13 protein-coding genes and 4 tRNA genes are annotated in these 12,647 nt (G+C 65.9%); 7 read left to right on the top strand and 10 right to left on the bottom strand.

The window, feature by feature from the left end; all coding sequences use genetic code 11:
• Window positions 1-21: 21 nt before the first annotated feature.
• From CRP56_RS12630 to CRP56_RS47545, 5 genes are all read right to left on the bottom strand, one after another.
• Window positions 22-330, bottom strand: coding sequence for an acyl carrier protein (locus CRP56_RS12630; protein ID WP_097263338.1), 309 nt, complete (start codon window positions 328-330; stop codon window positions 22-24).
• Between the two features lie 250 nt (window positions 331-580).
• A tRNA-OTHER gene (locus CRP56_RS47530) sits at window positions 581-665 on the bottom strand.
• Between the two features lie 20 nt (window positions 666-685).
• Window positions 686-771, bottom strand: a tRNA-OTHER gene (locus CRP56_RS47535).
• A gap of 20 nt (window positions 772-791) precedes the next feature.
• Window positions 792-877 (bottom strand) — tRNA-OTHER (locus tag CRP56_RS47540).
• Window positions 878-897: 20 nt separating this feature from the next.
• Window positions 898-983 (bottom strand) — tRNA-OTHER (locus CRP56_RS47545).
• Between the two features lie 188 nt (window positions 984-1,171).
• Between CRP56_RS47545 and CRP56_RS12635 the strand changes: the two genes are divergently transcribed.
• The 3 genes from CRP56_RS12635 to CRP56_RS12640 all read left to right on the top strand — a co-directional run bounded on the left by CRP56_RS12635 (window position 1,172) and on the right by CRP56_RS12640 (window position 3,343).
• Window positions 1,172-2,176, top strand: a complete 1,005-nt coding sequence (locus CRP56_RS12635; protein WP_097263341.1) for a DUF2156 domain-containing protein — start codon at window positions 1,172-1,174, stop codon at window positions 2,174-2,176.
• Between the two features lie 28 nt (window positions 2,177-2,204).
• Window positions 2,205-2,375, top strand: coding sequence for a hypothetical protein (locus tag CRP56_RS47550; RefSeq protein WP_179850999.1), 171 nt, complete (start codon window positions 2,205-2,207; stop codon window positions 2,373-2,375).
• A 503-nt stretch (window positions 2,376-2,878) separates the two neighbouring features.
• Window positions 2,879-3,343 (top strand): hypothetical protein, encoded by a 465-nt coding sequence (locus CRP56_RS12640; protein WP_143664899.1) that lies wholly within the window; start codon window positions 2,879-2,881, stop codon window positions 3,341-3,343.
• 126 nt (window positions 3,344-3,469) lie between these two features.
• Here the strand turns inward: CRP56_RS12640 and CRP56_RS12645 are convergent, their stop codons facing one another.
• Window positions 3,470-4,744: a hypothetical protein gene (locus tag CRP56_RS12645; RefSeq protein ID WP_097263345.1), complete on the bottom strand. Its 1,275-nt coding sequence runs from the start codon at window positions 4,742-4,744 to the stop codon at window positions 3,470-3,472.
• Window positions 4,745-5,065: 321 nt separating this feature from the next.
• On the opposite strand from CRP56_RS12645, the gene CRP56_RS12650 reads away from it, so the two are divergent.
• The gene (locus CRP56_RS12650) at window positions 5,066-6,193 is read left to right on the top strand and encodes a hypothetical protein (RefSeq protein WP_097273981.1); all 1,128 of its coding nucleotides are present in this window, start codon (window positions 5,066-5,068) and stop codon (window positions 6,191-6,193) included.
• Here the strand turns inward: CRP56_RS12650 and CRP56_RS12655 are convergent.
• The gene (locus tag CRP56_RS12655; RefSeq protein WP_097263347.1) at window positions 6,169-6,801 is read right to left on the bottom strand and encodes a hypothetical protein; all 633 of its coding nucleotides are present in this window, start codon (window positions 6,799-6,801) and stop codon (window positions 6,169-6,171) included. The genes CRP56_RS12650 and CRP56_RS12655 overlap by 25 nt on opposite strands.
• Before the next feature lie 169 nt (window positions 6,802-6,970).
• Here CRP56_RS12655 and CRP56_RS12660 point away from each other — a divergent pair, with 169 nt between their 5' ends.
• Complete coding sequence (locus CRP56_RS12660) at window positions 6,971-9,541, top strand: GmrSD restriction endonuclease domain-containing protein (RefSeq protein WP_097263349.1); 2,571 nt, start codon at window positions 6,971-6,973, stop codon at window positions 9,539-9,541.
• 73 nt (window positions 9,542-9,614) lie between these two features.
• Here the strand turns inward: CRP56_RS12660 and CRP56_RS12665 are convergent, their stop codons facing one another.
• The 3 genes from CRP56_RS12665 to CRP56_RS12675 all read right to left on the bottom strand — a co-directional run bounded on the left by CRP56_RS12665 (window position 9,615) and on the right by CRP56_RS12675 (window position 10,718).
• Window positions 9,615-9,968, bottom strand: a complete 354-nt coding sequence (locus CRP56_RS12665; protein ID WP_306459443.1) for a DUF6247 family protein — start codon at window positions 9,966-9,968, stop codon at window positions 9,615-9,617.
• 265 nt (window positions 9,969-10,233) lie between these two features.
• Window positions 10,234-10,491, bottom strand: coding sequence for a hypothetical protein (locus CRP56_RS12670; RefSeq protein ID WP_097263351.1), 258 nt, complete (start codon window positions 10,489-10,491; stop codon window positions 10,234-10,236).
• Window positions 10,488-10,718 (bottom strand): hypothetical protein, encoded by a 231-nt coding sequence (locus tag CRP56_RS12675; protein ID WP_257040759.1) that lies wholly within the window; start codon window positions 10,716-10,718, stop codon window positions 10,488-10,490. The genes CRP56_RS12670 and CRP56_RS12675 overlap by 4 nt, the downstream gene beginning before the upstream one ends.
• A 242-nt stretch (window positions 10,719-10,960) precedes the next feature.
• On the opposite strand from CRP56_RS12675, the gene CRP56_RS12680 reads away from it, so the two are divergent.
• Window positions 10,961-11,230, top strand: a complete 270-nt coding sequence (locus tag CRP56_RS12680; RefSeq protein ID WP_097273985.1) for a GntR family transcriptional regulator — start codon at window positions 10,961-10,963, stop codon at window positions 11,228-11,230.
• 212 nt (window positions 11,231-11,442) lie between these two features.
• Window positions 11,443-12,627, top strand: coding sequence for a hypothetical protein (locus CRP56_RS12685; RefSeq protein WP_143664900.1), 1,185 nt, complete (start codon window positions 11,443-11,445; stop codon window positions 12,625-12,627).
• The last annotated feature ends 20 nt before the right edge of the window (window positions 12,628-12,647 follow it).

The raw sequence follows: 12,647 nt of genomic DNA on the forward strand, positions 1-12,647 counted from the left end.
CTTCTCGACAGCCCGCAGTGGTCACGGCATGAGGTCGCCGAGGACCTCGTCGGCCAGGTATTCGAGCAGGTTCTCGACGGTGGGCTTGTTGAACAGGACGTTCGTGCTGAGCGCGCACCCGAGCAGAGCCTCCAGCCGGGATTTCACTTCCATGATCCGAAGCGAGGTGAACCCGAGGGAGAAGTAACTCTGATCGACGGGAAATTCCTCGTCGCCGCCCATGAGGAGAACATCCCTGAACTCCGCGACGACCAATTCCTCAAGATATTCCGACCGCTCGGACCGGGGCAGCTCGGAGAGTTTCTCCACCACCAGGGCCTGTTCGCTCATCGCATGCTCCATAGGGCGTCACCGGGTAAGAGGCGGATGGTTGTACGTCAGTGGCGGGGCCAGTTGGTCAGGGGGCTGGAACATGGGCTGATGGAATCAGTGGCGGCTGACGCCCGCCTGACCGGAGACTGATGAAGCCGGGGATTATGTCAGGGCCGAACATGGGAAAGGGCCGGAGGACCGAAGGCCGCCTCATTCGCCCATGAGACCTCGATCCCCCGGCCCGTTCGGCGGGGACATACACCATGCGCGGAGAGGGCAGGATTCGAACCTGCGCGGACTCAAGAGCCCGACCGTGAGTACGGTCCCCGATAAACCACTCCGGGCACCTCTCCCAGCAACTTGCACCACTGCGCGGAGAGGGCAGGATTCGAACCTGCGCGGACCCAAAGAGCCCGACCATTCACACGGCCCCCGATAAACCACTCCGGGCACCTCTCCCAACAACTAGCTCCACTGCGCGGAGAGGGCAGGATTCGAACCTGCGCGGACCCAAAGAGCCCGACCATTCACACGGCCCCCGATAAACCACTCCGGGCACCTCTCCCAACAACTAGCTCCACTGCGCGGAGAGGGCAGGATTCGAACCTGCGCGGACCCAAAGAGCCCGACCATTTGCACGGTCCCCGATAAGCCGCTCCGGGCACCTCTCCTCGAGTTCAGATCCGGTTCCCCTTTCGGCTCCCCGTCCTGCTCTCGAGAAATACATTGCCATGCCCCGCTGACATCATCCTGACGTCCACCTGACGCCCTCACAACCATTCTCGGCAGCTCTACCGAAGCGGTATTCGAAGGTGCTCTACTTTCGACAGAAGATTCGCGTCACCAAGGAAGGAACGCTATGTCGGCGACCAGCGCAACGACCCTGGACAACCCCGTCCTGCGGGCAATCAAGACGCACACCCAATCAGACAACCCCAGCTCTTTCCTGGCCCTGAACACAGGAAACAGCGTCTTCACCCTCCCCGGCGTGGACGGCGTAGCCATCTACCGCCGGACCGGCCGCCATCTCGTCCAGTTCGGCGGCCCGTTCGCCGCGCCCGACGCCTACGGCAAGCTGGTGGACGGCCTGCGCGAGTACGCCCGCGCCGAACAGCTCCAGCTGGTCTCCGTCCAACTCCAGCGCCCCGACGCCGAGCAGTACCGGGAGGCCGGCTTCACGGTCAACCAGATAGGCGCGTCCTGGGCAGTACACCTCCCCGACTTCACTCTCCGCGGCACCCGCTTCATGCAACTGCGCAACAAGATCTCCCGCGCCCTGCGCAACGGCCTGACGATCGAGGAGGTCCCGGCGGAGGACTGCGAGGAGGCCCTCCAGACAATCGACAACGCATGGCTCGGCTCAAAGGGCGACCACGCGAGGCCGTTGGAGTTCTTGGTAGGCCAGATAGGAGGCGAAGCCCAGCAACACCGCCGTCTCTTCGTGGGCAACATCGACGGCGCCCCGGTCAGCTACATCTCCTACTCCCCCGTCTACGGCAGCAAGGCCGGCTGGATGCACGACCTGAGCCGTCGCATCCCGAACGGCTCACCGGGCCTGATGGAGGCCATCAACGCCCACGCGATCGAGAAGTTCACAGCCGAGGGCGTGGAGTGGCTCCACTTCGGCTTCACCCCGTTCACAGGCCTGGACGAGGCCAACGAACTCCCGGGTGCCAGCCCGTCCTTCCAATGGCTGATGCACTTCCTGTGGGCGGAGGGCGCAGCGCTGTACCCCGCCCAAACCCAACTGGACTACAAGGAGAAGTGGGCCCCGCACGCCACGCTCCCCGAGTACGTAGCCTTCGACGGCCCGGCCTCCATCGCCTCCTTCGCCCACATCTTCCGGGCCTGCAACGCCTTCTGAGACCCCACGACAAGCCAGGAGACCCCACATGACGACCACCACCGAAGACACCCGCCCCACGGACGACCTGAAGATGGCCCTGGTGGAATCACTGATGGCCGTAATCGGCGCCCCCGACGACGAGGAGGCGGCCGAGAAGGCAGCCACGATCATCCACACCCTGGACGAACGCCTGACGGCGGAGGCGACGTCCGTCTGACGACGCGAGCCGGACCGTAGGCGAAGAGATGGAGACAGGTCGAGCACTACGCCGGGGCAGGAGCGTGACTCCAGAGAGCGCCCTCTGAGCAAGCGCAGATACCAGCGGTCGCCCTTGCCCCGGTGAGCTCCCTCGTTGCCGCACGTCATCGACTCGGGAGCCATTGTCGCGGCCGTCGCCGTGGGTGGGCTGACCCGCGTCTGTGCAGGACTGCAAATCCATCGGGCGCAACGCCGACTTCGTCCCGGCGCCGGAACCGATTCGCAGGCCACAGACGTGTTTCCTTTCGTTGACCTCCGCGTCCACCCGCCCGGCCCCGTCCGAACCTCTTGACAAGGCAGAACCAGTTGAACGACAAGGCGCCCCAGCAGCCGGAGCCCCAGCCCGCCATCTCCGAGCCGGAACTCGTGGGAACCTCGCTCCCTCCGATACCCCCGGCGCCGCCCACGACTTCGCTGCCCTGGGCCGCCCCACAGGGCAGTCGGCGTAAGCGTGCCTTGATAGTGGGTGCTGCCGCAGCCGTGCTCCTCGCCGGTGGCGGTATCGCCTGGTGGGCCCTGGCCCGCGACGGTGATCCGATGGACCACGTCGAGGTCTCGGGAGGCAAGCTCGTGACGGGTGACACCGAGTCGTACGGGGACAACGACGACTGCGACGACACCGACGAACTCTCATACAACGACTGTGACTCGTACAGCGATTCGGACAGCCCGACCTACGAGTTCGTCTACAAGATCACCAACGAAGGCGACGAACCCGCCAACTACTCCGTGCTCGTCAACGGCTTCGACAAGGACGGCGACTTCGTCGGCCAGACCTACATCGGTACGACCCACCTGGCCGCCGGCAAGACCGACGCCGACAAGGGCGAGTTCGATGAGTACGTCACCCTCGAAGACGGCCACAAACTGTCCGACATCAAGTCCGTGAAGGTCGCCTGGGTCGAGCGCATGGCCTTGGCCAACTGATCCAGGCGTACCAGCACCCCGGCGGCTCCGCTGCCACGCGACCGCCGGGACCGCGGGCCTCAGTTTTTCGCCCGTGTACTGCATGAGCACGTGAGCAATTGCGCCCCGCTGACGTTTCCCGAAGTCTCAGCCTTTCTCGTCTCGTTCCTCGTCTCGTTCGTCGTTGCGTTCCTCGTCATCCCCACTTCGACGGAGCGCTCGCTCGCCAATCTCGCTGGAGAGCCTGCCCGTCACCGATCTGACCCGATTGAGGGTCTCGTTACCGAGCCGCCTGGCGGCGTAGACGCCTCCGGCTCCCGTGTCGAGCGCCTTGTCCCTCGCCTCCGCAGCGGCGTCCAACCACCGTCTCGCGTCCATCGTCTGTCGACCGTGCTCGATCCCGAGCCGCCCATGGAAGTCGACGACGGCGACCGCGACATGATTGCCCGCATGCACGACGGCCGGGGACGCGGTCGGGTGCAGCAGCACCTTCGTGTTGGCCCTGCCGACGACCGCGTCCACGCGGGCCAGCAGCCGCTCGGTGCTCTGCGAGATGAGTTGCCTACGGTTCTGACGGGCAACCTGAAGTCCGAGGCGATGCCGGTCCAGTTCATCCGGGGATGCGTCCAGTACGCGGTCGAGTTCGAGCACGGAGATCGCGTCGTGCAGTTGGAAGCAACGAGCCAGAACGGCGAGCCACTCGCCCACTGTGACTTCCGCCTCCTTCGAGGCCTTGGCGAGGTCACCGATCCTGCTCTGGTGCTCCATCTTCTCGGTGAGCGCGTCGAGTTGACGCAGCGCATAGGCCTGGGTCCGCGCGATCGTCATCGCCGTGGCCTGCACCTTCGACCACGTGACCGCGGAGACCCGGCCCACCTGCTCTCGGACGGTCATGGCCTCCTCTATCAGGAGGCCCGCTCCGATCATGTCCGCCAGCACCGCGTCCTTCTGAGCACGGAGCACGTCGTCGACCTTCGCATCGATCGCGGCGAGATAGTCGGTGATCTCGTCCATGGTCTGCTGCATCGCAAGCTGCGCCATGAGCCCCGCTGCACCGGCCAGGCGTGCCGGGTTGGTGAGAAACGATCCGGGCGTCTTCTCCAGTTCGAGGAGTCCCTTGATCTTGCCGTTCTTCGTCAACACGGCACGGCTTACACCCGAGTTCGAGCCTTTCATCAGCCCGTACTTCTTGAGAGCGTGCGCCGACTGCTCGGTCAACTTCACCCAGCGGCCCGAGTCGGCCGCGATCTCGGCCCCTTTCTGCGCTGCTCCGGCCACAGCACTGAGGGTGGGGCCGAGCCTCGGCAGTCCGAGATCCTTCGACGGCAGTCCTTCGGAGACGAGGAAACGTTCGACAGCCGTCGGGCTTCCAATGACGGCCAGGCCGTCGCCGTCGCTGATCAGCTGAAGGTCGTCGTCCATCGGCGGCTCCTGAAGTGGCTCTTGGCAGTGCCTGACGCTACCTCGCCGCAATGTCAGTCCGCTGAAGGATCCTTCCCTTGAGCACACCTACACCGATTCCTGATCCCTCTGCCGACACGTCACCCAACGTAACCAGAAGGGCGCTGGCGGGAAGCTCGAACTCTTCTGGACGCCATCACCCCCTGTCCGAGAACCGCTCCGCCCCTGGCAGGCGGTCTTGCGCCGTTCATTTCACTGCTCTGACAGTGAGAAACAGCGGGGCGGCCTGACAACCGTGAGGGGGACGATCTCGTGGGGGCTGGGATCGACGCAATAGACGAAATGCTGCGGGACCGTCTGCTCATCATGGTCAACGACCAGTTGGCGATCGACGTGCTCCCGTACATCCCGGCCCGCACTGGCGGACTGGTGCTGACGGGTGCTGCCGCGCCGGTCAGGTGCAGGGAGATACGCAACGCCCGGACCGAGACGACTGTGGTCATGGACCAGGGCAGCCACACCCACCAAATCGCCACCACTGATGCACCGTTCGGTCTCAAGACCAACTACGGCTGGCGCGACCTGGACCTCGCCGGGCTCAATGAGATTCTCGACGGCCAGCGCGACAACAAGGCGTCTTATGCCGTCACACCCACATGTTTCATCCCGGCTGATTGCGTGGGCGACGCGTCGATACTCAAGGCCGTAATCCGTCAGGCCAACTCCTTGCGCCGCGGGGACACCGTCGTACTGTTGCCGTGCAGCTGGCGATGGTTACGGCGCTCTTCCCTTCCCGACCTCGCCGAGCAGATCCGGAGCTGCCGGCATCCCGTGGCGTTGATCATGCAGGCGGACGGCGACCCACTCGAACGCGACCAAGCCTCCGAAGGGCTGCGGCAGTTATGCCGATCCTGTCCCCGGCTCGTTCTCTGGCGCACCGATCTCGCAGCCTTCGATGCCATGGCACACGGGGCACTGGGGGCAGCGGTCGGAGCATCGGCCGTACTCCGGCACGGTGTGGCTCCACGGCCCGACAACGGAGGCGGCGGCCACAAGCCGTTTCCAGTGGTGCTGGTACGGCGCCTGCTCCGTTACCACCGAGTGGCGACGCTCCAGGACTGGTTCGCCCACGTCGATCCGTGGACCTGCGACTGCGCGGTGTGCGCAGGGGCGGCTCTCACCCGCTTCACGGACAGCGACGCCGACGTCCTCGGGGCCCTGCAGCACAGTGTCTGCGAACTCTACTCACTGCATGAGGAGTTGGACGCTACCCTCCCAGGCGAGGACCGCATCGACTGGTGGCGTCAGCAACTCGCGGACGCCCGGGAATACCACCGTCTACTGTCGTCCCAGACGGACACGGAGGTCTCGTTTCCGAAGGTGCTTCAGGCCTGGCGCCGCTGGAGTCCGCCCGCACTGCCCACGAACGGGAAGGACCGGTCCTCTCAGGACCATTCCGGCCCTAGTTGACGCCAGGCTTGCTCATGGAGCAGCCACTGGGCGGCGGAATGCCGTCGAGGCCGGTAGGGGGCGGGTTCCAGGAGCCAACGCAGCCCCGCCGGCCCTTGGGTGGCTACGCCGACCCCGTAGAAGCGGGCCTTCAGGAGAAGCAGGTCCGTGTCGGAATCGTCAGGCGATGCGAAGTCGTGCTGCCCTGACGCCGACCCAGGGTGCGATACGACGACCCCGCGGGCGCAGAACGGCGCGAACTGCGAGGCGTCCCGAACCGCGGAGTCCCATTCGCGGGGTGGAATGCCTCGTGGCCCGTGAAGGAGAACCAGCTCGACACAAGCAGCGGGTACGAGTCGCCGTACGACGACGCACTGCCCCTCCACCAGCTCGACCACACCGGGCGGCGCGGCGTGCAGCATCCGCAGGGCATAAGCATCAAGCGAAGACAGCGGGACTGGGATGTCCGCTGGAAGGTCATGCAGGACGGTCAGCAACGCCCTGCTGTCGACCGCGCCGAGACCGACTACGGAGCGCCGACGGGCCTCGTCCGCGAACACACTGACAATGGCCTGCACTTGCTGTCCGCGCAGCCTCAGTCCGGTGAGTGCCTGCTCGGCCAGCAGCATGTCCTGTGTCCTCGCCCTGGTGGTTCGGGTCGTCCTGCCGCCGGACTTCTGACATCCGGCAGCATTCACCTTCGCTGTCTATCAGCCCGACGTGCTCGGGGCACATCCACAGACGGAATATCGTCGTTCTCACGTGCCACGACCGCATCAACTGCCAAGGGGGACCACGATGCAGGCGAAGGAGACGCTGTTCGCCGATCTCGTGCAGGGGAGGGCTCAGCAGTTTCAGGTGCCGCTCTATCAGCGAACGTACTCCTGGACGGAGAAGCAGCTAAGACAGTTATGGAGTGACATCCTGGAGCAGGCCGAGCTGATCGAGCGCGGGGAGCAGGCGAACACACACTTCCTGGGGTCCGTCGTCCTCGCGCCGTCGCCGCAGAACGATGCGACATTCTCCCGATGGCTCGTCGTCGACGGCCAGCAACGCCTGACCACGCTCTCCCTCGCTCTGGCCGCGATCCGCGATCACGTCAAGGACGCCGAGCCGCGCCAAGCCGAGCGGATCGACGAGCAATACCTGATCAACAAGTGGCAGACCGGCATCGACCACTTCCGACTGCTGCCGACCCAGGCGGACCGGACGCAGTTCGCCGCGCACATCCGCGGACCACTCACCGAGCAGGTCGGCAGTAGTGTCGCCACGGCCTACAGCTTCTTCCGCCGCAAGCTCGTCGAGGCGGCCGACCCGTCGGCCCCGCAGGACGTGTTCCGCATCGAGCAGGCCATCACCTCCCGGCTGACGCTGGTAGCGGTGACCGCCCAGCCCGGGGACAACGTGCACCGCATCTTCGAGTCCCTCAACAACACCGGGCTCAAGCTCAGCCAGGCGGACCTGCTGCGCAACTACCTGTTCATGAAGCTGACCACACGCGGCGAGCACGTCTACGAGACGTACTGGCTCCCGCTGCAGGACAGCCTGAGCAACGAAGAGCTGGAACAGCTCATGTGGCTGCAACTGGTCCTCGACGGCGACGACCGGGTGCGCCGCCAGGACCTGTACGCGGCACAGCAGCAGCGCTTCGAGCGCGGCGAGGCGAGCGAGAAGGAAATCGAGGACTACATCAGGGAGTTGCACAGCCGCGCCGCCGTCTTCCGTCGCCTGCTCCACCCCGAGGAGGAGCCGGACGCAGCGGTCCGCGCGCATCTGCACCGCCTGAACGCCTGGCAGGCCCAGGTCACCTACCCCGCGCTGATGCTGCTCCTCGACCGCCGTGCCCGCGGAGACCTCGATTCAGCCGACACCGCCCGTGCGATGTCATACATCGAGAGCTTCCTGGTACGCCGGATGATCTGCCGCGTGCCGACCAACAACCTCAACAGGATCTTCCAGTCCGTGCCCGGGCAGCTCCCGCTCGACGCGCCCGTCGCCGACGGGCTGCACCAGTTGCTCTCCTCCGAGAACCGGTTCTGGCCCGACGACGTGGAGCTGCGCGAGAAGATCCGGAAGGCGCCCTTCTACCAGTTCGGACGCTCACAGCAGCGGAAGGTGGTGCTGCAGCGGCTGGAGGAGAGTTACGAGCATCCGGAGCCTGTGGACTTCGCCGCGGCGCAGCTCACCATCGAGCACGTCATGCCGCAGTCGCCCGGCGATGAGTGGCTCGAGATGCTGGAAGAGGAGGCGGCCGACGGGGAGAGCGCGAAGGACCTGCACTCCCGCCTGCAGCACACCCTCGGAAACCTGACACTCACCGCGGTCAACTCGGAGCTGTCGAACCACCCCTTCGAGCGCAAGCAGGGCCTCCTCCACGGCAGCCACCTGGAGATGAACCGCCGCATCGCCGCCACCGAGCGCTGGGGCGCGAAGGAGATCCTCGCCCGCGCCGACGAACTCGCCGACCGCGCAGTCTCCTTGTGGCCTGCCCCGCTACGTGGAGTCGGCCGGGCGGAACGCAGCCGAGACTGGCACCTGGCGCACCAGGTGCTCGCGGCACTCCCCCACGGCACGTGGACGTCCTACGGCGACCTAGCCGCGTTCCTCGGCTCCGGCGCCCAGGCCGTAGGCAACCACGTTGCGAACACACCCGGAGTGGTGGGCGCGTACCGGGTCCTCACATCCGAGGGCAAGGTCTCCGAGGGTTTCCGTTGGACATCCGACGACGAGGACGACGACGTCCGCTCCCGCCTGGCCGCCGAAGGTGTCCGTTTCACGGTGACAGGCGCCGCCGACCCGGCGCAGCGCCTCACCGCAGACGACCTCGCACTACTGGTCACCGAGGACGACGACCGAGCCGAGGCCGAAGACACCGCGCAACGCACGACCAGCGCCGGCCAGGGCGAGGAAACACGCGCCGACCGCTTCTTCCGCCAGCTCGCGGCGGACGACCCCCCAGAGACGGTCGAGACGGTCCGGGCGCTCTTCGCCCGCTGGGAAGAACTGGGCGGCTGGATCGGCCACGGGGCGGGCCAGGTCATGACGAGCGCATTCCTCATGCTCGGCCAGGCAGGCGCCCCCGGCCGGGGCATCTGGCCGATGACGCTGTACCCGGGTAGTGGCAGGGGCGGCACGGCGGAGGTGGTCTTCCAGTACCTGGCCGCCCGGGACCCGTTCACCGACCGTGCGCTACGCGCCGAACTCCTGGCTCGGCTCAACAAGTTGGAGGGCGTCGACATCCCCGAGGGAAAGCTGGAGCTGCGCCCCAACGTCCGTCTCTCCCTGCTGGAGAAGAACGGGAACCTCGACCTGCTCACGGAGACGCTGATGTGGTTCCGGGACCGCTGGGAGAGCCGGGATATGGCCTGAGCGCAAGGGCCTCGGGCCTGACCGGTTCTTACCGGGCAGGCCCGGCCTGGCGGCTGCCGGGTTTGTCAGTCGGTCACAGTCCGGCCTCGGCCTCCGCCTCTGCGTGGATCTTCCTTATCTCGGTGATGGCATCCGCCGGATCCTCCACTCCGCCGTTCACCACGTCTTCCAGTTGGCGCAGACGAGCAGCTCGCGAGGGATAGCGCTGGATCGCGACGAACACGCCCCACGTGTGGACGAAGGTGCGCAGTGGCGCAAGAGACTGGGCCCGCTGCGCGCTGGTAGTCGCGCCGACGAGATCACGCACGAACGCCGGCATGCGGCTCGGCGTCAGCTCCTCAACGGCGGCACGCAGGGCGTCCGGGGTCAAGGCAGGCATAGGGATGAGCGGCTCACCGGGCTGCGGCTGCGCGGGCAGTGCAGTCACGGCCGTGCTCCTGGTTCGAGGGTGGATGTTGGCTGTGTTCTAGACGGTACCCGCACCGCGCCGCATCGACGGCCGGATCAACGCATGGGCACGAGCCGATCAGGCCTGGTCGCCCGGCGGCCGGTGAGACCCTGGTTGGTTCTGGGAATGAGCACTGGCCCTGTCGCCGGGCACGCCGGGTGCGACCTTGACTCCGTGAGGCCTCTACGCCTTCGCCAACAAGGTCGCACCCGGTCACTGGCGCCGCGGCCAGACGCCTACACGGTCACGCTCTGTCGGCCGCCATGATTCCGACGCATTCTTCGAGCGCCGCGTGCAACGACGGTACGAAGGCGGCGAGTTCGACGTCCGACGCCTTGCCTCCCTCGAGTACGGCGCCGACGACCGTCACCAGGACTGCGGCGGCCTTGAGTGCGTACGCGTCGGCCAGCTCCTCAAGGAAACCGCCGGGCTGCGCGACCACGAATGCCTCCTTGCCGGTGGCGGGATCGACACCGATGCTGCGGAGACGCCTCGCGCTCATGCGGCCTCCACCGGGATGTAGTCCTGACCGAGGGTCGCGAGGACCGCTGCTCGGCGGCGCTCGCGCTGGAGGTGCCTGTGGTCTCGTTCGTCCCGCTCGCGTTCCCATACGGCGAGGTACGGGCGGACGATAGGCAGGCTGTCGACGTGGATTACGTCCGCCGCGTACGGCCGATGCGTGGACGTGATCTTGGGGACGGCGGCAGGTAGTCCCTCGGCAAGGGACATCAGCGTTGCGGTGGCACGATGCACTCCACCTGGAGGCAGCAAATGACTCAGGATCGCGGCCAGTAGGCTACGCATAGGTCGACTCCTTGTCAGTCGGCACAGCCCCGACGTGGAAGCTCTCACCCTTCCCGCCGGGGCGTTTTGTTCCCTCCGAACCCTACTCTGATGACCGTAGTGGTAGGTAGTGGTTAGTAGTAGTGGTAGGTAATGCGTGGTAGAGAGTGGCGGTCTACGGTCAAAAGGTGGACAAGATCAGCCCCGACTCACCGCAGTACGTGTACGAACAGCTGGCCGCGATCATCGAGCAGAAGATCCGTTCCGGCAAGTACCTACCCGGCACCCGCCTACCGGGAGAACTGACCATGACGCATGAGTACAAAGTCGGCCCGGGTACCGTCCGCCGTGCTCTGGACATCCTGCGGGACAGAGGCCTTGTGGTGACCGTGCGTGCCCGGGGGTCGTTCGTCGTCAACCCCCTCCCGCCCTCCGAAAACCCTCAGCCCTCCAGCTAAACCGCGTCCTGACGGGCGAGTACGTCCACCGCCACACCTTCCCACCCGCACCGAGGCCCGCATCAGCTTTGCTGCCTGGACCGCCGAACACCGGGCGGCTACAGAGGCCGTGTGGGTTCAAGAGCGCGCTCGGCTACGAACGCGACTACCGAGCCACCCTCGCCGAGGGACTGGCCGCACAGACCGTCTCCATGCTGCGAGGGGATTGACAGATGGATCTGGAACGGTATCCGTGGAGCAGCGAGTCTTCAGGAATGGGACACCTCGTCGCGTACCAACGCGCCGAGGCCGCGCTGCGCCTACGACATCCCGAGTTGAGCGATCGCATCGAGATGCACTCGCCGTTGAGTGCACTGCCAACGATGCTCTCCGTCCGGCTTCCCGACGACCGCAGAGTCTTGCTCTGGCTGACACGATTCGCCCGCCCGCGCGACTTCTATCCTTTCTGGTTGATCGTCGGCCCCGACGACACGGGGCTGCCTCGGATGTGGGACGCCTTAACGAGCCCCGATGTGCTGGCCGACGCAGTGCGGGAGCGTGTCCGGGCCTTCGAGGAGCATCGTGTAGAGGCCAGTCCGTGGCGATGGGATGAGCCGGACAGGCAGACGTCGATCATCAGGCTGGCTGACACCCTGGCTGAGAGTTCGTTCGACGTCCGACTCGTCGTGTCCGGTAATCGGATCCGTGCAACGCAGACAGCGGATGGTGTCGAGGCTTTCCCCTTTCGAGAGCATGAGGGGGACTTCGTTGAGTTCAAGGTCGGACACCACTCGGTGCGGATCTCCCGCAAGAAGGAGATCGGCTGGCTCGCGGATGTACACGAACCGGAACTGGATGTGCAGTGGCGCATTGATCTCCACTGGCTACTCGACAAGGAGGCTGGGAGCTTTCCCGGTTACGCCGATGATGACCAAGTCCTCGGCAGGCTGCATCATGTCATCGAGCCCGCGATATGGGACAGACCACCCAAAAACGTGGTCAACTCGCCCGCACGTAAAGGCGATCGGCCGCGCATGGCGGCAGACCGCGACCGAAGCGAGCCTCTGAGTCCACAGCAGGCGCAGCAGGTCACCATGAGGGAACTCCTCGCTTTGGGTTTCACGGACGTGACGACCGAGGCCGACGCCGAATCCGCATCGCTGGCGTCGGAGACTCTGTACATCGCCTCGACGGCGCGTTCCAGGCCGCTTGGCCTCGCGGATGTCAAGCAGCTGTATGCGGATGCCTCTATCGCAAAGAAGCGACTGATGGTGCTGCTCCGAACGGGCGGGATGACACGTCCCGCAGCGGAGTTCGCTAACCGGGCGGGAGCGTTCGTGTTCTGGGCGGACAGGAGGACCGGTCTGCTAGCGCCCTACAATGGCCTCGCCCGCGAGGTCGCATTTTCCGAGGTGTAGGCGAGGCAGCCGGTTCAGGG

It is taken from the genome of Streptomyces sp. TLI_55, from assembly GCF_900206255.1.
GTDB lineage: Bacteria > Actinomycetota > Actinomycetes > Streptomycetales > Streptomycetaceae > Streptomyces > Streptomyces aquilus.

Bases quoted from the DNA above. Each gene is read 5' to 3' on its own strand.
- CRP56_RS12685 (WP_143664900.1), top strand. From the start codon at position 11,443: ATGGATCTGGAACGGTATCCGTGGAGCAGCGAGTCTTCAGGAATGGGA.
- CRP56_RS12660 (WP_097263349.1), top strand. From the start codon at position 6,971: ATGCAGGCGAAGGAGACGCTGTTCGCCGATCTCGTGCAGGGGAGGGCT.
- CRP56_RS12635 (WP_097263341.1), top strand. From the start codon at position 1,172: ATGTCGGCGACCAGCGCAACGACCCTGGACAACCCCGTCCTGCGGGCA.
- CRP56_RS47550 (WP_179850999.1), top strand. From the start codon at position 2,205: ATGACGACCACCACCGAAGACACCCGCCCCACGGACGACCTGAAGATG.
- CRP56_RS12675 (WP_257040759.1), bottom strand. From the start codon at position 10,718: ATGTCCCTTGCCGAGGGACTACCTGCCGCCGTCCCCAAGATCACGTCC.
- CRP56_RS12650 (WP_097273981.1), top strand. From the start codon at position 5,066: ATGCTGCGGGACCGTCTGCTCATCATGGTCAACGACCAGTTGGCGATC.
- CRP56_RS12655 (WP_097263347.1), bottom strand. From the start codon at position 6,801: ATGCTGCTGGCCGAGCAGGCACTCACCGGACTGAGGCTGCGCGGACAG.
- CRP56_RS12670 (WP_097263351.1), bottom strand. From the start codon at position 10,491: ATGAGCGCGAGGCGTCTCCGCAGCATCGGTGTCGATCCCGCCACCGGC.
- CRP56_RS12645 (WP_097263345.1), bottom strand. From the start codon at position 4,744: ATGGACGACGACCTTCAGCTGATCAGCGACGGCGACGGCCTGGCCGTC.
- CRP56_RS12630 (WP_097263338.1), bottom strand. From the start codon at position 330: ATGAGCGAACAGGCCCTGGTGGTGGAGAAACTCTCCGAGCTGCCCCGG.